At 48.8% G+C, this 23,134-nt stretch carries 20 protein-coding genes; 4 read left to right on the top strand and 16 right to left on the bottom strand.

The window, feature by feature from the left end; translation table 11 throughout:
* Positions 1-7 precede the first annotated feature (7 nt).
* From ccmI to rimP, 14 genes are all read right to left on the bottom strand, one after another.
* Entirely contained in the window at positions 8-1,342 is a 1,335-nt protein-coding gene (gene ccmI / locus IT527_RS00665; RefSeq protein WP_292965143.1) for a c-type cytochrome biogenesis protein CcmI, read from the bottom strand.
* On the bottom strand, positions 1,339-1,854 hold the full coding sequence (locus tag IT527_RS00660) for a cytochrome c-type biogenesis protein (protein ID WP_292965140.1): 516 nt from the start codon (positions 1,852-1,854) through the stop codon (positions 1,339-1,341). The genes ccmI and IT527_RS00660 overlap by 4 nt, the downstream gene beginning before the upstream one ends.
* Positions 1,855-1,861: 7 nt before the next feature.
* The gene (locus tag IT527_RS00655) at positions 1,862-2,386 is read right to left on the bottom strand and encodes a DsbE family thiol:disulfide interchange protein (RefSeq protein WP_292965138.1); all 525 of its coding nucleotides are present in this window, start codon (positions 2,384-2,386) and stop codon (positions 1,862-1,864) included.
* Positions 2,383-4,434 carry a heme lyase CcmF/NrfE family subunit gene (locus IT527_RS00650; protein WP_292965135.1) on the bottom strand — a complete coding sequence of 684 codons (2,052 nt, stop codon included), beginning with the start codon at positions 4,432-4,434 and terminating at the stop codon, positions 2,383-2,385. Before IT527_RS00650 ends, IT527_RS00655 begins: the two co-directional genes overlap by 4 nt.
* Positions 4,435-4,463: 29 nt before the next feature.
* Positions 4,464-4,913 carry a cytochrome c maturation protein CcmE gene (ccmE, locus tag IT527_RS00645; RefSeq protein ID WP_292965133.1) on the bottom strand — a complete coding sequence of 150 codons (450 nt, stop codon included), beginning with the start codon at positions 4,911-4,913 and terminating at the stop codon, positions 4,464-4,466.
* On the bottom strand, positions 4,910-5,092 hold the full coding sequence (gene ccmD, locus IT527_RS00640) for a heme exporter protein CcmD (RefSeq protein ID WP_292965130.1): 183 nt from the start codon (positions 5,090-5,092) through the stop codon (positions 4,910-4,912). Before ccmD ends, ccmE begins: the two co-directional genes overlap by 4 nt.
* Entirely contained in the window at positions 5,089-5,832 is a 744-nt protein-coding gene (ccmC, locus tag IT527_RS00635; protein ID WP_292965126.1) for a heme ABC transporter permease CcmC, read from the bottom strand. The genes ccmD and ccmC overlap by 4 nt, the downstream gene beginning before the upstream one ends.
* Before the next feature lie 101 nt (positions 5,833-5,933).
* Positions 5,934-6,593, bottom strand: a complete 660-nt coding sequence (gene ccmB, locus IT527_RS00630; protein ID WP_292965122.1) for a heme exporter protein CcmB — start codon at positions 6,591-6,593, stop codon at positions 5,934-5,936.
* A gap of 6 nt (positions 6,594-6,599) precedes the next feature.
* Positions 6,600-7,214 (bottom strand): cytochrome c biogenesis heme-transporting ATPase CcmA, encoded by a 615-nt coding sequence (gene ccmA, locus IT527_RS00625; protein WP_292965120.1) that lies wholly within the window; start codon positions 7,212-7,214, stop codon positions 6,600-6,602.
* Between the two features lie 109 nt (positions 7,215-7,323).
* The gene (gene truB / locus IT527_RS00620; protein WP_292965262.1) at positions 7,324-8,244 is read right to left on the bottom strand and encodes a tRNA pseudouridine(55) synthase TruB; all 921 of its coding nucleotides are present in this window, start codon (positions 8,242-8,244) and stop codon (positions 7,324-7,326) included.
* A 101-nt stretch (positions 8,245-8,345) separates the two neighbouring features.
* Positions 8,346-8,699: a 30S ribosome-binding factor RbfA gene (gene rbfA, locus IT527_RS00615; protein ID WP_292965118.1), complete on the bottom strand. Its 354-nt coding sequence runs from the start codon at positions 8,697-8,699 to the stop codon at positions 8,346-8,348.
* A gap of 53 nt (positions 8,700-8,752) precedes the next feature.
* Positions 8,753-11,422 (bottom strand): translation initiation factor IF-2, encoded by a 2,670-nt coding sequence (gene infB / locus IT527_RS00610; protein WP_292965116.1) that lies wholly within the window; start codon positions 11,420-11,422, stop codon positions 8,753-8,755.
* A 101-nt stretch (positions 11,423-11,523) separates the two neighbouring features.
* On the bottom strand, positions 11,524-12,996 hold the full coding sequence (gene nusA, locus IT527_RS00605) for a transcription termination factor NusA (protein ID WP_292965114.1): 1,473 nt from the start codon (positions 12,994-12,996) through the stop codon (positions 11,524-11,526).
* A gap of 52 nt (positions 12,997-13,048) precedes the next feature.
* Positions 13,049-13,480, bottom strand: a complete 432-nt coding sequence (rimP, locus tag IT527_RS00600) for a ribosome maturation factor RimP (RefSeq protein ID WP_292965111.1) — start codon at positions 13,478-13,480, stop codon at positions 13,049-13,051.
* Positions 13,481-13,849: 369 nt separating this feature from the next.
* Between rimP and IT527_RS00595 the strand changes: the two genes are divergently transcribed.
* Positions 13,850-14,302 carry an Rrf2 family transcriptional regulator gene (locus tag IT527_RS00595; RefSeq protein WP_292965108.1) on the top strand — a complete coding sequence of 151 codons (453 nt, stop codon included), beginning with the start codon at positions 13,850-13,852 and terminating at the stop codon, positions 14,300-14,302.
* Here the strand turns inward: IT527_RS00595 and IT527_RS00590 are convergent.
* The gene (locus IT527_RS00590; RefSeq protein ID WP_292965105.1) at positions 14,299-18,306 is read right to left on the bottom strand and encodes a translocation/assembly module TamB domain-containing protein; all 4,008 of its coding nucleotides are present in this window, start codon (positions 18,304-18,306) and stop codon (positions 14,299-14,301) included. The two genes, IT527_RS00595 and IT527_RS00590, sit on opposite strands and share 4 nt — an antisense overlap.
* 1 nt (position 18,307) lies before the next feature.
* Positions 18,308-20,104 carry a BamA/TamA family outer membrane protein gene (locus tag IT527_RS00585; RefSeq protein WP_292965102.1) on the bottom strand — a complete coding sequence of 599 codons (1,797 nt, stop codon included), beginning with the start codon at positions 20,102-20,104 and terminating at the stop codon, positions 18,308-18,310.
* Positions 20,105-20,199: 95 nt separating this feature from the next.
* Between IT527_RS00585 and IT527_RS00580 the strand changes: the two genes are divergently transcribed.
* From IT527_RS00580 to uvrC, 3 genes are read left to right on the top strand one after another with little or no spacing between them, the layout of a single operon-like run.
* The gene (locus tag IT527_RS00580) at positions 20,200-20,853 is read left to right on the top strand and encodes a uracil-DNA glycosylase (RefSeq protein WP_292965100.1); all 654 of its coding nucleotides are present in this window, start codon (positions 20,200-20,202) and stop codon (positions 20,851-20,853) included.
* 18 nt (positions 20,854-20,871) lie between these two features.
* Positions 20,872-21,060, top strand: coding sequence for a 4-oxalocrotonate tautomerase family protein (locus IT527_RS00575; protein WP_292965098.1), 189 nt, complete (start codon positions 20,872-20,874; stop codon positions 21,058-21,060).
* 15 nt (positions 21,061-21,075) lie between these two features.
* Positions 21,076-22,890 (top strand): excinuclease ABC subunit UvrC, encoded by a 1,815-nt coding sequence (uvrC, locus tag IT527_RS00570; RefSeq protein WP_292965095.1) that lies wholly within the window; start codon positions 21,076-21,078, stop codon positions 22,888-22,890.
* The last annotated feature ends 244 nt before the right edge of the window (positions 22,891-23,134 follow it).

The following is a 23,134-nucleotide window of genomic DNA, read 5'->3' as shown; positions in this document are numbered from 1 at the left end:
GTCTGAATCAGGGTACAACATGATCGATAGTAATTGACACTTCCCCGTCACCAATTTTTACCGGCTTGCTAAAGCCCTCCAAATCTCCACTGGAAGGAACAGCCTGCCCGGTTTTGCTGATTCTTGCTCCCACCACCACTTCAGGAAAACTGGAAAGTTTCATTGCTGGGGTCATTGCCATGTTATCGTCAAGTTTAAATGAAGCAGGAAGATCTTTAGCGTTTAGCCTCAAAATAGCCAGTGGCATTTTGGGTCCCTGGCTGGCTCTCGCAAAAATGAAAAGCGTATCATCCGGAGAGAATTTATTCGCCAGAGAGGGGTCCAGTGTAACTGAGCCTGAAATACCGGGTACGTTACCAATCCCTTTCTGATTTTCTACTGAGGAAGATTTCACTTCAACATCTGTTCCGACGTTTGCATTTTGTGCTAATTGCACCGGAGCAGATCCGCCTGTAGTTTTCACAGCCAGATCTCTGGCCTGCACAATACTATCGCTCACTGACTTATACAGCTTTGAATCCGGGGGTATGGCACCCAGTAAACGCTCCCAGTAGGATATTGCCTGGGTAAAATTGTTTTGTTCAAATTCAAGCGTTCCCGCCAAAGCCAGTGCCTTAGGGTAATTCGGATCAATATCGAGTGCCTTTTTAATCATTTCAGCCGGTTTGCCCAGCAAGCTGCCATTATTTACCATGGCCTGCATATCCGCATAATCACTCAAAAACTGGGGATTATCCGGTACCAGCTGAATCAGCTTGTCATAAACAGCACTCGCATCTGCAAAACGTTCCATAATTGCATACGAGCGCCCTAACATTACCCAGCCTTCTACATCTTCCGGATTTTCCTTAAGGCGTGCTGCGAGACTGTCAACCATTGAGTTAATCTCGCTATGCCCGGATGGTGTCCCTCCCTCATCACCATTCTGCTCAAACTGTGCAGCATTGGCCAATTGTGACTGGGGTAGCAGCCCTCGTGTATCACCGATAACCATATAGAGATAGATAGCAGCAAGCGGAATGGTCAAAGCGACAATAATGCTCGCAACAACACCATGCTGACTATTGGGAATAACAGAAGCTGCATCTGTATTTTCCGATACGTCCTGCAACATCCGTTTTTGTAATTCCTGTTTACTGGATTCGTATTGCTCCTTAGACAAAGTGTCATCGCGTAAATCCCGATCCAGCTCTGCAATCTGGTCGCGATAGATAGCAATATTTGCAGCCTGGCGCTCAACCTGTTCCTGTGATTTATTTTTTTTATTTCTCAACAGTACAGGTATTACAAATAATAGTGCCACCATGATGAAAATAGTGGCTGTAGCCCAGAATGCGGTCATATACTTTGATCCTTGTCCATGTCTTTAATAAGAGATTCAGCTTGCAGACGCTGGCTTTCTGTCAAAGGCAGCTCTTTTTCATTTATCTGCGCCCGCCGGCGGCGCAGATAAAGTATGAGCACGGTCCCGCCAACAAAAAACAGAGTAAATGGACCAAACCATAGCAGCCAGGTTGTGGATTTCAAAGGAGGGTTGAAAAGAATAAAGTCACCGTAACGCTCAACCAGAAATGCCACGATTTCTTCATCACTTTTATTCATCCGCATCTGTTCTCTAATTTCACGCCGCATATCATTGGCAAAATCTGCACGCGATGCCGCCAATGATTCATTCTGGCAAACGAGGCAGCGAAGATTCTCGGCCAGATTTACCAATCGCTTTTCAAGTACAGGATCTTCAGCAACGGGTACAGCTTCATTTGCATAACCCGGCAAAGATATCAGAGATAAAGCCAGTACCACTAAACAACGTCTTAACGAGCGCATCGTCATATGTGTCAATTGCATCACCATAGTTAACTCATCCCTTCAATTCTTTGATTAAAGGAAGAATTTTGTTTTTTAGCGATTCGATCGTTACCGGGCCGATGTGTTTATATCTGATAATGCCCTGTTTATCGATGACATAAGTTTCCGGTACCCCGTAAACACCATAATCAATACCAACTTTTCCATCTGCATCAACAATACTGATTTCATAAGGATTACCAAATTGTTTAAGCCATTGCATGGCAGTATCTCGCTGATCCTTATAGTTCAGACCATAAATGGGGACGATACCCAATTTCGAAAGTTCAACCAGAACAGGGTGTTCATCACGACAGGCAACACACCAGGATGCCCAAACATTCAGCATCCACACCTTTCCCAGATTTTCCTTGGATGAAAGTGTTTTACTTGTATCAAAAAGTTGGGGCAGATGGAAAGCCGGTGCAGGTTTATCTATCAGCGGAGAAGGGACCTGACGCGGATTTAGAGTCAGACCAACTCCTAAAAATATAACCAGTACTACAAATACCGCAAGGGGCAGCAGAAAGCGTGTCATGCTTTAGCACCTTCCTCCGAGAGGGATGCTGAATTGGTAACCATACCTCCTGCCGGGATAGTTTCAGACATAGGCGCTGCAGGTACTGTTGTTACTTTATTTCCGGATTTCTTGCCAATTGCAATACGGTAACGCCGATCGCTAACAGATAACATTCCACCCAGAGCCATTAACATACAGCCTAACCATATCCAGTTAACAAAGGGTTTGTGATAAATACGAACTATCCAGGCACCATTTTCTAACGGTTCGCCCAAAGCCACATACAAATCACGCAGCAAACCCATGTCCACTGCCGCCTCGGTCATCGGCATACCTGATGCTGTATAAGTTCTCTTTTCAGGCAGCAGCTCATTTATCTTCTTTCCATCTTTCAATACCGCTACCTGCCCTTGGGAAGCGTTGTAATTAGGACCGGTAACAGATTTAATGCCATTAAACTGGAAAGAATACTCTTTGAGCGCCACCGTGCTGCCAACTTCCATACGCACATCTTTCTCGGTCTCATATCCGTTAACCAGGGTGACGCCAATGATAAATACCGCCACACCCAAATGAGCACAGTGCATGCCATAGTAACCTCTTGGCTGCTTTATCAGCCTGGCGAATAGCCCGCCTTCACCACTGTTCTGCAGCCGATGTCGGATGCTGACAAAAACACTGGCTATAACCCAGAAAGCCAAAAGTAATCCAAAACTGACCATGGGCTTCCATTCACCCATGATGAATGGCGTGATTGCAGCTGCTACCAGGCTCACCACGAATGCCCATCTCAACAGTACTATCAGAGAAGGTAAACTTGCTTTCTTCCAGCGAGCAACCGGCCCTAACCCGATCAGGAAAACAGCAGGTGCCATCAGAGGCACAAAAACTGCTTCAAAATAAGGAGGCCCTACAGAAATTTTTCCAAGATCCAGCGCATCAACCAGAAGAGGATAAAGTGTGCCCAGCAGTACACTGCCAGCAGCCACCAGTAACAACACATTATTGGCAAGTAAAGTAGTCTCGCGCGAAATGATTTCAAAGTTACCACCAAGACCTACTTTGGAAGCTCTCCAGGCAAACAGTATCAGTGAACTCCCTACAACCAGTGAGAGATAAACCAGGATAAATATTCCACGTGCCGGATCAGTTGCAAAAGCATGTACAGAAGTTAAAACACCTGAACGAACCAGGAAGGTTCCCAGCAAACTCAAGGAAAAGGCAGTGATTGCCAATAAAACGGTCCAGCTTTTGAAGCTCCCCCGCTTTTCAGTAACAGCCAGCGAATGCACAAGTGCTGTGCCCACCAGCCAAGGCATGAATGATGCATTTTCAACCGGATCCCAGAACCACCAGCCCCCCCACCCCAACTCATAATATGCCCACCAGCTGCCGCCCATGATGCCAATAGTCAGGAAAATCCAGGCAACGATAGTCCACGGACGTGACCATCTGGCCCAGGCCGCATCCAGTTGCCCGTTAAGTAATGCGGCAATCGCAAATGCAAACGCAACTGAAAAACCTACATATCCCATATAAAGCATGGGGGGGTGCATGACCATACCGGGATCCTGCAACAATGGATTAAGGTCATTTCCTTCAACTGCTGCAGGTAACAGTCTGTCAAATGGATTGGAGGTAAACAGAAGGAACATCAGAAAACCCGCACTGACCAGCCCCAGGACGCCCAGAACTCGCGCCACCATATCGTCCGGCAGTTGGCGACTGAATACACTCACGGCGACAGACCAGCCGGCAAGCATAGTTACCCACAGCAATAGTGATCCTTCATGAGACCCCCAAGTTGCGGCAAAGCGAAAATGCAGAGGAAGATCTGAATTTGAATGGGATGCCACGTTCAATACTGAAAAATCATTATTGACAAAAGAATAAGCGAGGCACCCAAAGGCTATAGCAATAAATACAAACTGTCCTTGTGTAACCGGTCGCGCCAGAGCAATCCACGAAGGTATACCCCGTGCTGCGCCTATGATAGGTAGTGTTCCCTGAACCAGGGCCAGCAGCATTCCAAGTATGAGGGCAAAATTACCAAGTTCTGGAATCATGGTTAGAAATTTTCCTTATTAAAAATGAATTACTGCGTCAGTGTGGTTTTCTGTGCCTTGGCTGCCTGTTCCAAAGCACTGGCAGCTTCGGGAGGCATGTAATTTTCATCATGCTTGGCCAGTACCTCATCCGCATAAAAAATACCATCATCTGCCATTTTTCCCTGAGCTACTACACCTTTCCCTTCTTTGAACAGATCGGGAAGAATTCCTGTATAAGCTACCCGAATTACTTCTGCTGTATCTGTAATGGCAAATTTCAGCATTGTCCCATCCCCCTCCCGCTTGAGGGAGCCCTCTTCCACCAGACCACCTATTCTGAAACTTTTACCAACAGGAGCTTCTTTCGCAGCCACCTGACTGGGGCTGAAGAAAAAAACCAGATTACTCTGAAATGCATTTAGTACCAGAACTACGGCAACAGCCAAAGCACCGACGCTCAATGCAATAATGGTCATTTTTTTATGACGTGGTTTCATTTTTCTCCTCGCAGAATTGATCTTTTTCTCAGACCCAGATGCTTGTATAAAGTTCGTTTACGAATACGAATCAGTATAATTTCACCAATTATGCAGAACATTGCAACCAGATAGGATCCCCACACATACAGGCCATAACCACCCATGGCGAAGAAATCAGATACACTTTCCCACTTCATTCCAATACTCCTTCCTTCAATTCCGATACCCATGCTGTATGGCGTTCACGCTCCAAAATAATGAGACGGGATCGAATCAGAACCATCACAATTGCATACATCCATGCAGCCAGTGACATAATCAGCATGCCAGACAACATTGCGGTTGCCATTTTTGGAGATTGAACCAGGCTGACTGAAGCCCCCTGATGCAGGGTGTTCCACCACTGAACCGAGAAATAAATAATCGGGACATTAACCACACCGACCAGAGCAATAACTGCCCCGGCTTTATCTGCGCGTCTTGGGTCATCAATAGCTGCCTGCAGTGACATAAAACCGATATACAGAAAAAACAGGATCAACTCTGAAGTTAGACGGGCATCCCAGACCCACCATGTTCCCCACATTGGTTTACCCCACCAGGCGCCTGTCCACAAAGCAAGAAAGGCAAACATTGCTCCAGTCGGTGCTATGGCGCTTGCCACCATAGAGGAAAGCCGGGTATTGAAAGCCAATCCCACTCCCGCCCAGAATGCCATGATCACATACAGAAACATTGACATCCAGGCAGCTGGAACATGGATAAAAATAATCCGGTAAGCCTCCCCCTGCTGAAAATCCGTTGGGGCGGAAAAAAAAGCTATATATAAACCTGCTATTAAAAAAATGATTGTTGCGACGGAGAAATAAGGAATCATCCGTCCCGCTAAAAAATAAAAACTTGCGGGAGAAGCGTATTTAAACCAGTTGATAGTCATGCCCTGATATTCTCTCTAAATTAATTTGGTAAATAAGACAATTTACTCTTACCTGATAAATATCAAATATCGCTCATTTTTTGCGGTTATGATCTTTTCTGTTATCCCATGGAAATCCGAAGGGATGCGGCGGTTGCCCAGGGTGAGAAGACGATGGAAACCAGTAAGACAGCGCCCAATATCGAAAAATGTGCTCCAAACCCCATGCCAGCTGTACTGGCTTCAACAGCACCTGTTCCAAAGATCAGTACGGGAATGTAGAGAGGCAGAACCAGTATTGACACCAGTACTCCCCCTCCTCTTAATCCCAGGGTTAGTGCTGCGCCGATTGCTCCAATCAGGCTCAACACTGGCGTTCCCAGCAGCAACGACAGTGTCAGTACAACCAGAGCCTCTACTGATAAATCATACTGTATACCCAGTATTGGAGCCATCAGTACCAGTGGAATCCCTGTCACCAGCCAATGCGATATGGTTTTTCCCATCACCAGTGCGGATAAGGAAACCGGAGAAAGCAGCATCTGCTCCAGAGTTCCATCCGCATAATCACTGGAAAACATGCGGCCAAGTGACAGCATCGAAGCCAGTAAGGCTGCCACCCAGACCACACCGGAAGCCATCATTCTCAGCATATTAGCTTCCGGCCCGACCCCCAGAGGAAAAAGACTGACAACGATAATGAAAAAAAACAGTGTTGTCAGCATATCAGATCGGCGACGCATTGCCAGTAACAAATCCCGTTTAATTATCCACCAGATCATATCTAATCAGGACAGGGTCAAATGGTGAACAGTTGCAGCGGTCATGGCAATTTCCTGGTGAGTTGTCATAATGACCATCCCTCCTGTCGAAAGGTTATGCTCCAGTATTCCTTTAATCAGATCAACTGCAGCAATATCCAGAGCAGTCAGCGGTTCATCCAAAATCCATAATTTGGTTTGAGTCACCAGTAATCGGGCGAGTGCCACTCTTCTGCGCTGTCCCTGTGATAATACCTTGGCCGGCAACATTTCACGCCCGGCCAGTCCCATCTGCCCCAGTGCATCTGCTGCCTGATCTTCATCTATTCCGCAACCTGCCAGTGCGCTGGATATCCGCAGATTTTCAATCGCCGTGAGATCATCCTTGATACCACCCAAGTGTCCAAGGTACGTCATTACATTACGGTAATCTCCACACAGCTCCCGGATATCTGTTCCATTCCAGCAGATTTCACCACTGTCCGGTAATGACAACCCGCACAGCAATCGGAGTAAACTGGTTTTGCCACTTCCGTTAGGGCCACCTACGAACATCAGTTCGCCAGGGTTAACAGAAAAAGAAATATTACTGAAGAGCCTGTGCTCTCCCCGTATACACTCAAGATTTTTGGTCGTCAGCATCCTGGTTAGTAACCAATCCGCGGGTATAAAAGCAGGAAATTATAACGCATTGCCACCTTATTAGTATCACCGCAGTTCACTCGCGCATAAAAGTTGTACAGGATGACACTTAACTCGCCTGATTGACTGTCATGGGTACTCCGGTCATACATGGTGAAACCATTCTTCTTGGGACAATAATCCCGGATTCAGCCAGCTCACCCAAACCAAGAAAAGTACTCTGACGATTGTACAGCTTTAATCTCGTGTTAACCGGCAACTCATATCGGGATACATCCTTCCTGATTTTTTGGCCTTGCTGCAAACGCAGCACTTCATCATCTTCAAATATGATTGAAGGCAGATCTTGCAAAAGACTGTCTGCCGGATATAAAAATTTTTGACGATGCACAGAGACTTCTGATTCAAGCTGATCCAGATTACAGGATTGAGATAGATCAAAATGACCAATCGCAGTGCGGGATAGCGCAGTAAGGTAAGCGCCACCGTAACCAAGTGCTTTGCCGATATCCTCAGCCAATGTTCGGACATAGGTTCCTGAGCTGCAACGAACAGTAATCGTCATGTCACTGCCTGATAAAACATTAAGAGTCAATGTATAAATAACGATTTCTCTGGCTTTGCGTTCAACTGTTACCCCTTCGCGAGCATATCGGTAAAGCGGTTTACCATGTTGCTTTAGCGCGCTGAACATGGGTGGAATCTGGCTGGATCGACCAAGAAATGTTTTCAGAATTTCTGTTACCTGCCTGGAATCAGTCAGCTTAGTATCAGAATCAGCCACCTGCGTGATTTGGCCCTCAGCATCACCAGTATTACTGATGTAGCCCAGTTTGAGGGAGGCAATGTAAGTTTTCTCCGCGCTTAATAGCGCTGAAGAAAATTTGGTAGCTTCACCAAAACAAATTGGCAGCAACCCCTGCGCCATCGGGTCCAGCGTTCCGGTATGCCCTGCCTTGGCTGCAGATAACAAACGCTTGCTGATCTGGAGGGCGCGATTGGATGTGATACCGGAAGGTTTGTTAAGCAGCAGGACTCCGCTGATAGAAGCAGGTTTAAACAGAGCAGACCTTACAGTAAATTGAACCAGAAAATTAAGGTAACAGAACCTGGATATCCGGTTCTATTGGGTTAAACTTTACCGACCGCTTCATCAATTAACCGGGAGAGCTTCATGCCACGCTCAACAGATTCATCGTAAACGAATTGCAACTGTGGAATGATTCTTAACCTGATTTTGCCGGCCAGTTGACTGCGTAAAAAACCAGCGGCACGTTTCAGCCCTTCATCAATAAGCTGGATATTTTCGTTTCCACCCAGGGAGGTGTAGAAAATTTTTGCAAAAGCGTAATCACGTGTGACTTCCACCCCGGTTAACGTCACCATCCCGACTCTTGGATCCTTAATTTCGCGCTGGATCAGCAGCGCCAGCTCACGCTGAATCTGGTCAGCCACCCGGACAGTACGTGAGAAATCCCTGGGCATGATTACCTCCTTTTTTATCTCTGAAATCTGCCTGCATCACTGTTTGTACGGCATCACAACACACGGGCAGTTTCAACAATCTCATATACTTCGATCTGGTCACCTTGCTGGATATCATTAAAATTCTTCAGTGAAAGCCCACACTCGAAACCGGCTTTCACTTCTTTGACATCATCTTTGAATCGTTTCAGTGAATCCAGACTCCCGCTATGAATGACGACACCATCACGCAGCACTCTAACCAGCGCATCCCGTCTAATTAAACCTTCCAGTACATAACAACCGGCCACGACACCGATTTTGGATATTCGATAGATTTCACGAATATCCACCATACCCAGGATTTTTTCTTTGCGATCCGGCATCATCATTCCTGACAATGCTTTTTTAACCTCATCAACTGCTTCATAGATGATGTTGTAGTAACGGACATCCACCCCCGTTGATGTTATCAGCTTCCGTGCACTCAAATCAGCGCGACAATTGAACCCTATGACAACAGCCTTGGATGCAAGCGCCAGGTTAATATCGGATTCGATGATTGCTCCCACACCGCTATGTACGATGTTGATTTTTACCTCATCGGTCTCAAGTTTTTTTAATGCGTACGCCAGTGCCTCGCAAGATCCCTGTACATCTGCCTTGATAATCAAATTAAGTGTGCTGATATCCTCCTGCTGACCAAACACATCTTCCATTTTGGCCACATGCAGTTTATCCAGACGAACATCGCGGAATTTACCCTGACGGAAAAGTGCGATCTCACGCGCTTTACGCTCATCATCCAGTGCAATAAATACTTCACCCGCACCCGCAACTTCAGATAACCCCTGAATTTCCACAGGAATGGACGTGCCTGCCTCATTAACCGGTTTTCCCCGTTCATCCAGCATGGCTCTGACTTTTCCGAACACGGCACCGGTTAGCACCACGTCACCTCGCCTCAGGGTTCCCGATTGAACTAGAATTGTTGCAACCGGGCCACGTCCCTTATCCAATCGGGATTCAATCACAACACCTTTGGCAGGGGCATCCCGGACAGCTTTAAGCTCAAGTACCTCAGCCTGTAATAAAACCGCTTCCAGCAATTCATCAATCCCAAGACCGGTTTTGGCCGAAACACCAATGAACATGGCATCCCCTCCCCAATCTTCAGGAACAACACCATAACTGACAAGCTCCTGCTTAATGCGATCAAAATTGGCTTCCGGTTTATCCATTTTATTGACGGCTACTACAATAGGGATACTGGCCGCCTTGGCATGGTTAACAGCTTCAATCGTCTGCGGCATGACACCATCGTCCGCAGCCACAACCAGAATTACAATATCGGTGATCTTAGCGCCACGTGCACGCATCGCGGTAAACGCTTCATGTCCCGGGGTGTCAAGGAATGTGATCATTCCACGGGAAGTTTCAACATGGTAAGCCCCAATATGCTGGGTAATGCCACCAGCCTCTCCTCCCGCCACACGGGTGCGACGTATGTAGTCAAGCAAAGAGGTTTTACCATGATCAACGTGCCCCATTACAGTAACTACAGGTGCACGTGGCTCCATTTTGTTCTCATCTGAAGCCGCATCAACCTCTTCCAGGAAAGATTCGGGATTATCTGATGCAGCCACCTTGGCTACATGCCCCATCTCTTCGACAACAATCATGGCAGTTTCCTGGTCAAGCATCTGATTGATTGTTACCATGCTGCCCATTTTTATCAGCACTTTAATAACTTCAGCTGCCTTGACGGCCATTTTTTGTGCCAGGACTGCCACGGAAATAGTTTCAGGAATCAGTACTTCATGGACAACGGGTTCGGTAGGTGCTGAAAAAGCATACTGGGATTGCAATTCATCCGATCTGTGCTTCCCGTGTTTATCCTTGCGCATCCGCCATTCCTGCCCGCCGGATGAATCACCGCGTGCTTTGGATTCACGGCGCTTGCCCGGCTCATCTTTCCAGGCTTCCTGCTGCCGGGTTTGTTTCTTTTTCTTCTCACCCTTGTCTTCCGTTTTGACAGCAGGTTTCTGCAGAGTACCTTTCATTCCGGCGGCCGGGGCTGATGGTGCAGCTTGCGCGGTTGCAGCCGTCGGAGATGCTTTAGCCTCTGTTTCAGGCAGTTTTACTGAAACCTTAGTGCCTGCCTCCGGTATAACAGGTACAGCCGGAGCAGCCTCCTGAACGGGTGGTTCAGCTTTTTCTTTTGCACCAGCCTGGGCTGTAGCCTGTTGTTTTCTTTTTTCCTGCTTTTCTTTTATCTCAGCAGCCTGACGTGCAATCAGCTCAGATCTTTTTCTGGCCTCTTCAGCACGTAAAGCCATTTGTTCAGCATCAATAACCGATGTGGCTGGTACAGTTGACTCTGATATCTCAATTATTTTTACAGGAACAACCTGTTCACCCGCTGCCTTTTCAACCACTTCGGGTTCATCCTGTCTGGCCAGTACTCGTTTTTTCCTGACTTTAACCTCAATAGTTCGAGGTCTGCCTGCACTATCCGATTGTTTTATCTCGGTCGTCTGCTTGCGTGACAGAGTAATCTTGGTTCTGGATCCGCTGCTTCCATGCGATTTACGCAGATAATCGAGAAGCTGGGTTTTGTCCTGCTCCGTTACAAAATCTGCCGCAGAGTGTTTACCAACACCAGCGGCCTGAAGCTGTTCCAGCAATAAATTGGGCAACATACCCAGATCATGCGCAAATTGCTCTACAGTCATTTGAGTCATCAGCAACCCTTACTTCGAATCCAATAAAAATCTAAAAATACAATAATTACTCTGTGCCCTAACCGGAATCATATACGCAATCATCCGATCAGCACCGGAAATCATGTGAACCAGGGCTCACGAGCCTTAATAATAATTTTACTGGCCCGGTCAAAATCTATCCCGGTTAATTCGACCAGATCATCCGCCGCCAGATCAGCCAGCTCTTCCTGAGTCGTGATTCCCTTTTCAGCCAGCTCGCGCACCAAATCAATATCCATTCCTTCCAGAGCAAGCAATGCCTCTGATGCGTGGCCCACTTTCTCTTCAGTTGCAATCGCATCCGTCAGGAGAACGTTACGGGCACGATTACGCAATTCCTCAACTGTTTCGTGATCAAACTCCTGTATTTCCAACATTTCTTCAATCGGAATATAGGCAATCTCCTCCAGCGTGGAAAATCCTTCCTCTACCAGAATACGCCCGACATCTTCATCAACATCGAGTTTCTCCATGAATAGCTCACAAATTGATGTTGTCTCCTCCTCAGTTTTCTCCCGGGATTCATCTTCTGTCATGATGTTAAGATGCCAGCCCGTTAACTCGGATGCCAGTCGGACATTCTGCCCCCCCCGACCGATTGCCTGAGCCAGATTTTCTTCATCTACCACAATATCCATGCAATGTTTGTCTTCATCCACCACGATACTGCTGATCACAGCCGGTGCCAACGCATTGATGACAAATGTCGCCTGATCATCCGACCACTGAATAATATCCACCCGCTCGCCGGCAAGTTCACTGGTAACTGCTTGTACCCTCGAACCACGCATTCCCACACATGTACCAATCGGATCTACACGACTGTCATTTGATTTGACAGCAATTTTTGCTCTGGAACCCGGATCCCTTACCGCTGCCTTGATCTCTAAAATTCCCTCTTCAATTTCAGGAACTTCAAGCTCGAACAGCTTGGTCAGAAATGCCGGAGATGTTCTGGACAACACCAGTTGCGGCCCTCTTACCGACCGATCGATTCTCAGAAGATAGGCGCGAACGCGATCTCCCATACGCAGATTTTCATGTGAAATCATCTGATCACGTGGCAGTACCGCTTCAACTTTGCCAAATTCGATGACTGCATTTCCACGATCCATGCGTTTAATTACACCATTTACCAGATATTCCCCGCGATCAAGAAAATCACTCAGATTCTGTTCGCGCTCAGCATCCCGTATCCTCTGGAAAATAACCTGTTTGGCCGCCTGAGCACCGATTCGATCGAAAGTCACACCTTCCATCGGCTCTTCGACATATTCCCCGAGAGCAGACTGCAGATTGTGTTTTTGTGCTTCACTCAGTGTAATTTGTCGCTCAGGATGTTCAACAGGATCTTCCTCTACAACCAGCCACCTGCGAAAACACTGAAACTCGCCGGTATCGCGGTTAATCGTGACGCGCACCTCAATATCATCCTTGATGTGTTTTTTGGCAGCAGAAGCCAGCGCCATTTCAAGAGCAGTAAAAACAATGTTTTTATCCACATTCTTTTCGTGCGCCAAAGCATTGACCAACAGCAGAATCTCGCGGCTCATATCCCTCCAGCCCTATTTTTCAACCTTAAACCTATTGTCAGAATTATCAGAATTACAATTTTGGAATCAGCCGGGCCTTTTCCAGATTTTCCAGTTCAATTTGCAACAACTTTCCGTCGACATCCAATGTCAGGACATCATCATTCACTTCAACCAGCATCCCTGTAAAATTTCTTTGTCCCTGTAAAGGAATCCGCAATCTGATCCGGGCTGGCTCGCCTGCAAACCGGATAAAATCAGTTTTTTTCTTCAATGGCCTGTCCAACCCAGGAGAAGAAACTTCAAGCCGGTTGTAGTCAACATGCTCGACAGCCAGCAGCTGGCTCAAATGATTGCTAATGGCAACACAGTCATCCAGTGTTATTGATCCTTCTTTTTTATCTACAAATACCCGCAGCAATCTTCCGGGGGCGGACTGTTCAATATCAACCAGTTCATATCCCAAGCCGGCTAACGTTGGTTCGAGCAACTCAAATAAAGACATAGGCTCACCACAAATAAAAAATGGGCTAACCAGCCCACCTTCACAACACGTATATCATTATAGCAAGAATTACATCCCTAAAAAACAGAAATTTGTATTATCCCAATGTTTCCAATAAGTTATTAAAATGGCTGCCGGCAGCTCACCCTGGCCCGCTTATTCTGTCAACATAAATTTGCACAGCTATCATTTTTGCCTATGGATAAGGTTATTTTTCAAAATCCGGATAACAGGACCGGGGCCGTGCCTTCCGGTCATTATGGTATTTGAAGCGGTAAGCATAAAGTGTTTGCTCGCTGTACTTTTCGGGCAGGAGTGAAAAAGTAAAGCTATACTGCTATCCCTCACTCAACAAATGGGTAAAGCCTCATGAGACTGACAAACTACAGCGATTATGCGTTACGTATCCTGACTTATCTCGGTCTGAAAAAAGAAGAACTGTCCACCATAACGGAAATTGCAAATTGTTACGGTATCTCACGCAATCATATTGTCAAGATCGTGCATCAACTGGGTCAGCTGGGGTATGTGGATACGATGCGAGGAAAACATGGCGGGATTCGACTGGCTCGCTCTCCTGAAAAAATTAATATCGGTGAAGTGATACGCCATACGGAAGCATCCATGGATATTGTTGAGTGTTTCAGCAGCCAGAATACATGCGTTATTTGCTGCAGTTGTGTGCTGAAAACGGCTATCTCGGAAGCACTGTCTGCATTTATGGCGGTATTGGATGGTTACACGCTGGCTGATCTGATGGTGCCAAAACGCCAGCTGAGTGAAAAACTGCAGGTTCTGCAGATGTCCGATAATTTGCGCTAGTCGAACTGGAAGTTGTAGAACAGGTCAACAGCACTATCGTCCCCCGCCCGGGTAACAACCGAAATATGCGGGAACAGGCTGTAGGTCAGTTTGGCAACCCCGGCCGAAGCGGATGTCAAACCGCGCTCATAACTCAGGTAAGCGCGGGAAGATAGCCGTTTTCCAACAGAACCTACCTGATCGGTCAGCGAACCACCCGCCTGCTGCCGGATTGAAAAATCATCCACCCCCAGCCCTTGGGTAATATTTGCCAGAACACCTTCATCCGTTCCTCCCAGAATACTGCTGGCGGCATTCAGCAGCAAAGCACTATCCAGACCGCTTTTATCTGCCGGCCGCCCCAGTACAATCCAGGACAATTTCTCGGAATCCGGTACTTCCGGCTGTGATACCAGTTTGATTTTAGGGTGCTTTACCGTACCGGTAATTTCCACACCGGCTTCCACGCGAATGCCGCCACGTACTGCCAGTGCATTGATGCTGCTGTCCTGGGAGGGCTGATCGATTACATCAGATGAATCATCACCTGAATCAGATTGCTGGTTCGAACGGATAGCAAGGATATTGAGCCCCGGATTATCCAGCGGTCCGTCAAAGTTAACGATTCCGCGTCTCACCTGCAAACGCTGACCGTAAGCTTCAAAACGGGTGTCACGTGTAGCGATGGTTCCAATGGCGCTTAGCAGCTGTTCGGGTTTGCTTGACAGGTGTAACTGCCCGGCTAATCGTCCTTCCAGTCCGGAAGCGCGTAAAAAGAACTGCTCTCCCAGGTCCAGGGTGGCATCCAGATTCACCTTTAATTTCGGTGATTCAGATCCGGATTCATTTTTTCCGCTGATGATCACATCATCAGCCAATCCAGGTCTGCCGGCTGCCGGTTGCCTGATAAATCCAGCATCTGTCACGATTTTTCCGATGATATCCAGTGCCTGTTCTCTGAAACGGATCTGACTGTTTCCGGAAACCACGATCCAGCGATCTTCCTGCTGAGCAACAGGCAAGTGATCGAGTTCAATCGCCAGACTGCTTTGCCGGTCATGGAGATCAAAACTGCCATATGCATTTATCTGACCGGTCTTCCGGGATAGTTTCAGATTTTTAAGTAATCGATCTTTTGAAGGTTTTTCGAGTGGCGCGATAAAGCTGAATGTTTCAAGCTGTAACCTGTCCTGATTGAAGCCGAGTACCAGCTTTCCATCTTTCAGCTGCAATCCCTGATCCAGCATTGCAATTGCCAATTCGTCCCCGGTTACACTGCCCTGCAACTGCGGCTGGTCAAGTGTGCCTGCCAGACTGGCCTGTGCAGCTATCCGGCCTTCACTGCGCAGATTATCATTCAATGCTTTACCAACCCAGGCCAGATCAGGCAGATTCAGTTGCATATCGCCTTTTAATGGTGCATTTTTCCTGATTTCCCAGGCTGATCCAGTTGATTGCAGGGGTGCACTGATCCGGACAGCAGCCTCACCCACCTGTTTTCCGCGAATCGCTAATTGCCCATTCAGATCATTATTTTCAGCCTGAAGATTGAGCATGAATGTTTGTAAACCCAGTGCGAATGGCGTTTCTGTCGGCAGAATAAAATCTCCTTTTTCCCGCTGTACCTGCAGGCGTCCGGTCAATTGTTTATTCATTGAAAACTGCCAGTGTCCACCGAGTTTCAGGGGATCTGCATTTTCGGGCACTTCTTTGGATGACAGGCCGCCCGAGCGCAGCGCAATTCCGGTAAAATTACCTTGAGTAGACCATTGCCGGGGTGTCCAGCTGGCATCGTGAATATCAATTTCACCTGCTGCCACTGTTATCCGGGTTCGCCCCAGTGCAGCTGCTTCCGGGCCGATGTGGATATCCGGCTGCGTGACCAGATTGAGTGGTACTGCGCCGGTCATGGCCAGTTTCTCGATTACACCATCCCATTGCGGCTGAGATGCCTCGCCTGATCGGATATTTAATCCCCCTCTTGCCTGAAACTGTATTTCGGTTGCCGGATCAATCCGGCTCGTGAGGATCAATTGATGCTGCGATCGTGTACCGGTCAGTCCGAGCAACAGTTTCTGCAGATAGGGCTGATCGTTCTTCCGATATTCTCCTGTCTTGAGATCAAGCTGGAGAGCGGTTTTTTGCAGACTTCCCCTGGCATTGAGATGAACAAGCCGATGTTCTTCATGGTGGCTGAGATAGCCGAAATGGGTTGAATTAATCTCGAATGCCACTTCAGGATGATCCATGGCACCACTGAATTCAATGCGGGAGTGGATGTCCCCCTGCAGTCCAAAACCGATTTGGGTCAGTTTGGGAGCTGACAGGGTCATTACCAGGTGATCCCCGGGATTGCCCAGCGCACCTTTTACTTCAAGCTGATTGTCACCCAGGCGCAGGCGGGTATCACTGCGCAGATGGCCGGGTTGCTGCAGCACAAAACCGGCCTGACCGGCAACCGGCTGACTGGCAAAATGGCTACGTTCAAACGCAAGCCTGATGCTGGCGACAGGTTGCGGTACCAGCTGGCCTGTCAGGTTGAATTCTGCATTCAGATCGGAAGGTGGCATATCAGCAAAAGCGGAAGTGTCAAATTGCTTGAGCAGTCCTTCAAAGGTAAAGGGTTGCGACTGATCCAGCTGCAAAGTGCCATGCCCGGATAATTTCGAATCACCTCGCGCCAGATCCAGTTTTTCGACAGAAATGAGTGAATCCACACGTGTCAGTACCATATCCATATTCAGATGAAGTGCTTCATCGTGGAGCCCGATCCGCCCGTGCTGGGATTGGCCGTCACCTTCAAAATGCAGATTACCGGCCAATCTGGCCGGACGCAGGCTGCTTTTCAGATGGGCGGGGTTCAGTTGCTGCACTCGAATATCGGCCTGTCCGGTTTTTGTACTGATCTGCCAGGTGGCTTCACCTGACAGGCTGCCTGACCAGGGTTCCTGATCGGATAAACGCAGTGCGATATTACTTAGCTGTATTTTGTCGCTGGTCAGATCGAGCAGCATACGGGCATCCTTGAGCGGGATACCTTCCTTATCCAGTGGACGGGCAAGTGCATTGCCGGCAGTGAGGAAGCCGGTAAGCCGTCCGGCCTGCTTCTGCTCCAGCTGACTGTTCAGGTTCAGGTCAGCTTTGGGAAAATCAGGAGAAAAAATATGAGGATCCATTCCGCTGAGCACGATGGTGGCGTTAAGCAGCGGCAGTGCTGCAAATGGATTTATCGTAAAGCTGCCGTTACCGGCCAGCTTCCCGTCTTTTACGGTCAAAGCCGCTTTTATTTGCTGCAGATTGCCGTTCAGGTGAATTGCAGCATACCCTGGCCCGCTGGCGTCAGTATGAGTGGCATTTGCCCAGTTGTAAAAAACCAGCCGGGATGTCAGCTCAAACGGGGAATGCACACCAATTTCCAGGTTACCCGCGATTTTCCCCCACCCCAGATCCAGCGCCAGGGTTTTCAGGTAATGACGTTTACCATCACTGTCCAGCCGTAAGGCAAGATCGTTAATGGCGATATCCGGCCTGTCATTACCCGATGTATATGTCTTTAATGATCGGATACCGAGTTTTTCAATAACCGCACTGACGGGAAGCGACAGCGATTCCGGCAGGGTGGCCGGTTCCTGTTTTTCAGAAGCGGTACTGTGTATTTCAGCCGACCGGATCAGTAATGCCTCAATATGCAGGTTTCCGGTCAGTAAACGCTGTGGCTGCCAGCGGAAAGTGACACCTTCAACCTCGGCCTTCAGATTATCGCTTTTATAAGCAATCGTTCCGGCGTGGAAGGTGTGATGCAGACTGCCACTCACATCCGAGAATGTCAGAGCGCCACGGGTAGCTTGAGAAGCCGTTGCCAGCAGCCAGTGCAAGCCGGCCGGGGTAAAAATCAGCCAGTACATGCCACCGGCCATAGCCAATCCTAATCCTGCCAGTACGCCTGCAATCCATTTTCTGAATCGCCGTACAGGCTGTACGGATGATTGCGATTCCCGGTTTTCGTTTTCTGTCTGATTGTCCATATCAGAATGCTACCGCAATGGAGAAATGCAGCCGTAATGTTCCGGTATCGTGCCGCCTGGCCAGATCCAGTGCAAACGGACCGGCGGGGCTGCGCCAGCGTGCACCAACCCCGTAACCCAGCGCGAGATCAAATTTTTTCAGGCTGTCAGCTGCATCACCGACATCCGTAAATACAGCTGCTCCCCAGTCATTCGTCAGCCAGTGGACATACTCGGCTGTACCGGTTGCAAGAACACGTCCGCCGACGATAGCGTCCCCTTCACTGACACCCAGACTCAGAAAATCATAACCCCGGATGGATTGAATTCCCCCGGCGCGGAACAGATATTCCTGTGGAATGCCCTTGCGGGAAGGTGCAAGGGTATAGCCTGCTTCCGCACGAAAATACAGCGTATCCCGCTGCCCCACCGGGAACCAGTGCTGATGCCGTGCATAGCTGCGGATAAAATTCTGGTCAGATAGCGCATAACGGGAACCTCCCCCCAGTCGTATTTCCGAAACATAGCCGCTGCGCACATTCACCGGGTCATTGATATCGTGATAGCGATACCACAAATCCAGCGCCAGAGTTTCATTTGTCATTTTCGGCGCGCCGGCAGGTTCCTGCTGTTCGCGCTGCCAGTTGATACCGGCTTGCAGAATGGAATGGGCAGTTGTCCGTATTCTGGAAAAATCCACTCGCTGATTGAAGGTTTTCAGGTTTCTGATGTCGGTCATTTCAACGCGCGCTCCCAATGAGTACTGGTAGCGATTGGCATCGGGCAGCGTATCTACTCTGGCCGAAAAGGTCTGGCGTTTTTGCTCCAGCCGCAACAGGCTGCCCAGGTTCCAGGCACGTCCCAGAAAATTGTAGTCACGATAATTGACTTCGCCACGCGCACCATTGTTGGAGCTGTAACCAAGGCCGGCGCCTACGTGTTTGGATTGGGCCTCGGTCAGGGTAACAACGACTGGTGCCGCCCTGTGTAAGGCCACATCTGTTTTGATGGCAACAGCCGCAGCGTTAAACAGCTGGCTGTTTTGCAGTGCTGCCTGAAATGCGAATAACTGCTCACGGCGATACGGATCTCCTGGGCGAAAAGGAACACTATTTTGTATCACATCGGATTTATAGCGTTCCAGCCCGGTGATCTGCAGTTCTCCGTAACGGAAGGCCGGTCCGGAGTCAATAATGACTGACAATGTTGCCCGGGCAGTATCCGGATCCACTTTTGCCTGACTTTCAGTGATGTGCGCTGTGGCGTAATCCTTCTCCACCACACTGGTGAGTAAAGCGGATTTGGCATCTTCCCAGCGTGCACTGCGAAAAATGTCACCTGGCTTCAGTGGCCATTCTGCCTGCAACTGTGCTGTCCGGGCACGGTGTTCCGGGTCATCTGCCGCCAGTTCCCCCCGAAATTCGATCGATATAGTGGCCACACGCGTCCTGGCGCCTGGTTTGATACGCAGCTCATATGCTTGGCTGTTTTCTTTTTGCCTGCCAAACTCAATTCCGGGTGTGAAGTACCCTTCTGTTACCAGCAGCTCGGCTGATTCCTGCCTGATTTTACGTGCGTAGATTGCCTGGCTGATATCATCTTTGAAGGGCTGGGCTGGCAAGGTTATATATTTCTCCAGCAGTTTTTTGAGGGCTGCGGGGGCAACGATTTTTACCTCGACCGGATCCGGTTTTTTTTTCTTTTCGGCAGATGAGGCAGCCATAACAATGCCACAACCGGACAGGTACAGCAGCCAGCACGACAGCAGCACAACCAGCCATTGCTTATTGCCGTGATAACATTTGAAGGCATGTTGCAAGTGCTTGCTCCACTGGTTTGGAAGGGAATCAGCTATGACAGCGTACCGATGTAACGTGTCAACATAAAAATATCATTTTACAGCAAAAGGATTCCATGACCGTATTAAGCTCTTTTCGGCCGGACTGCCGCGATTGTCCGCGACTTGCACAGTATCTGGACAAGGTTAAGGCGGATTATCCCGATTATCATGCCCGGCCGGTTGCTCCGTTCGGTGACACTTCAGCCGGGTTACTGGTCGTTGGACTGGCTCCCGGATTACATGGCGCCAACCGGACGGGTCGCCCGTTTACCGGGGATTATGCCGGGATACTGCTATACCGGACATTGCATAAATTCGGGTTCGCCAGTCATCACGAATCACTTGCAGCGGACGATACACTGCGATTGACCGGCTGCCGCATCACCAATGCCGTGAAATGTCTGCCGCCGGCAAATAAGCCTCAGCCGGCAGAAATACGCCAGTGCAACGTTTTTCTGACTTCCGAACTGGGTCAGTTTGCACAAAATGGCGGACGGGCATTACTGGTGCTGGGAACTGTCGCCCATCAGGCGGTGCTGATGGCTTTAGGGTACAGGAATCGCGATTTTCCCTTCAGTCATGGCGCAGTTCATCATGTGGCTGAAGGGGTGAGACTGTATGACAGCTACCATTGCAGTCGCTACAATACCCAGACCCGGCGCCTGACAGAAACCATGTTTGAACAGGTTGTCAGCAGAATCTGTCAGGATATGGCCGCCACCCGCTAATTTCAGGAGAGTAACAGTATGCCCTACATCAACATCCGGCTGGCCGGTTCACTGACCAGCGAACAGAAGCAACAGATTGCTGCTGAGATCACGGATACACTGGAACGCATTGCACATAAGCCAAAATCCTACACTTACATCGCATTTGATGAGCTGCCACACGAAAACTGGGCTATAGGCGGCAAATTGCTGGGTAACGATAAATAACGGGGTGATCCTTCCTTGCCGGAAGTATATTTCGACGGTAAAGCATTTGTTCTGACATTACCCGTCCAGCCGGGCGTATATCGCATGCTGAATGCGGCAGGTGATGTCATTTATGTTGGGAAGGCCATTGATCTGCGGAAAAGGGTATCTTCCTATTTTCAGAAATCCGGTCTGTCGCCGCGCATTCAACTCATGGTGTCACAGATTGCGGGGATCGAAACCACAGTTACCCGCTCTGAAGCGGAAGCTCTGCTGCTGGAAAACAACCTGATCAAGAGCCTTGCGCCACGCTATAACATCCTGTTCCGGGATGATAAGTCTTACCCCTATCTGCTGCTGACGGGGCATACCTTTCCACGGCTTGCATTTTATCGCGGTGCGCTGGATAGCCGTCATCAGTATTTTGGTCCGTTTCCGAATGCGGGGGTGGTCAAATCCAGCATCCAGCTGCTGCAGAAAGTGTTTCGTCTGCGCACCTGCGAGAATTCGGTGTTTGACCACCGCACGAGGCCGTGCCTGCTTTATCAGATCAAACGCTGCAGTGCGCCCTGTGTTGGCATAATTGCCCGGGAAACATATCAGGAGGATGTCAGAAGTGCCACTCTGTTTCTGCAGGGCAAACAGGATGAGGTACTGAAAATGATTGAACAGAAAATGTTTGCTGCATCCGATCGACAGGATTACGAACAGGCTGCACTGTTTCGTGACCAGATGCAGGCGTTGCGTAAAATCCAGGAAAAACAGTTTGTCGATAGCGGCAGGGCATTGGATGCAGACGTAATTGCCTGCGCAACCGGAGCTGATGGCCATGCTGTTGCTGTCAATCTGGTCATGATCCGAAGTGGCCGCCATTTGGGTGACAAAACTTTTTTCCCGCAAAACGCGCATGAAGAAGACATCAGCACAGTACTGGAAGCCTTTGTCACTCAACATTATCTGAATCGCAGCGTACCTCCGCTGATTATCCTCGGTCACAAAATTCGCGTAACACTGTTGCAGAAACTGCTGTCTGAGCAGTCCGGCCATAAAGTGGTACTGACGACCAGCCCGATTGGAGATCGGCGCAAATGGCTGGATATGGCTGCCGAAAATGCGCAACTGGCCCTGCAGCAAATGCTGACCCGGCAGGCAAGCCAGGAAGACAGATTGCAGGCGTTGCAGGAAGTGCTGAATCTGCCCGGTCTGATGCGTATTGAATGTTTTGATATCAGCCATACCATGGGGGAGGCCGCGATTGCCTCCTGTGTGGTGTATGACCGTTTTGCCATGCGCAATGGTGAGTACCGCCGCTATAACATCACCGGTATCACACCGGGGGATGACTATGCGGCAATGCGCAATGCGCTGCAGCGGCGCTATGCAAAAATTGCCATGGAAGAAGGAAAATTGCCTGACCTGATCCTGATTGATGGCGGCAAGGGACAGATCAGGGTAGCCAACGAAGTCATGATAGAGCTGGGGCTCAACGATATTCCACTGGTGGGGGTGGCCAAGGGAGAGGCCCGCAAACCGGGATTGGAGCAGCTGATTCTTCCCTGGCAGGACGATGCATTACATCTGCCGGATGATCACCCTGCCCTGCATCTTATCCAGCAAATCCGTGATGAAGCCCATCGTTTTGCCATCCAGGGACACCGGGCAAAACGGGGAAAAACCCGCAGGATCTCAACCCTTGAGCAGATTTCCGGCATTGGTGCCAGGCGTCGCCAGAGCCTGCTTACCCGTTTTGGCGGCCTCAAAGGTGTGAAAAATGCCAGTGTCGAGGAATTACAGCAGACTGAAGGTATCAGCCGGGCGTTGGCAGAGAAAATCTATCGGGAATTACGCTAAAGTACTTAGTTCCCCGTATTATGATGGTATGGATTGGTGGTAAAGCGTTCTGGTTCATTTTGCCAGCACTTGCTGACGACTTCGACGTTGACAAAAGTCATCTGCTTCATCGGGATACTCGGTAGGTGGCATCCAGGTATTTTGCCAAAATCAGGAAGTATTCTTCAGGATTTCCTTGATAAATTTTTACAAAATAGAAATCATTGATTTATAAAAACTAAATACTATTGAGGTTATACTTATA

The sequence above is a fragment of the Nitrosomonas sp. genome, from assembly GCF_020852615.1.
GTDB lineage: Bacteria > Pseudomonadota > Gammaproteobacteria > Burkholderiales > Nitrosomonadaceae > Nitrosomonas.
The sequence above is the reverse complement of the archived record's forward strand: the minus strand, read 5'-3'. Positions and strand labels throughout refer to the sequence as shown.